Source organism: Oleiphilus sp. HI0123 (assembly GCF_001635315.1).
Genome location: NZ_LWGE01000601.1, coordinates 1 through 207, shown reverse-complemented (window position 1 = coordinate 207; position 207 = coordinate 1). Strand labels below are relative to the sequence as shown.

The following is a 207-nucleotide window of genomic DNA, read 5'->3' as shown; positions in this document are numbered from 1 at the left end:
GACCGGGGATGTATACTGAAACCACTCGGCCCAATCACCTTGCTCAGGAAGTAATCGATAACAGTGTCGATGAAGCGCTTGCGGGTCACGCCAGTAAAATTGATGTTGTATTGTATGAAGATGGTTCTTTGTCAGTTGCCGATAACGGGCGCGGGATGCCCGTAGATATTCACTCTGAAGAAGGTGTACCAGGGGTAGAACTAATCT

The 207-nt window shown here is 48.3% G+C and carries 1 protein-coding gene; it reads left to right on the top strand.

Translation table 11 applies throughout. The features are described 5' to 3' along the window. On the top strand, positions 1–207 hold a 207-nt coding region (locus tag A3761_RS05455), incomplete at both ends, for an ATP-binding protein (protein WP_231881172.1).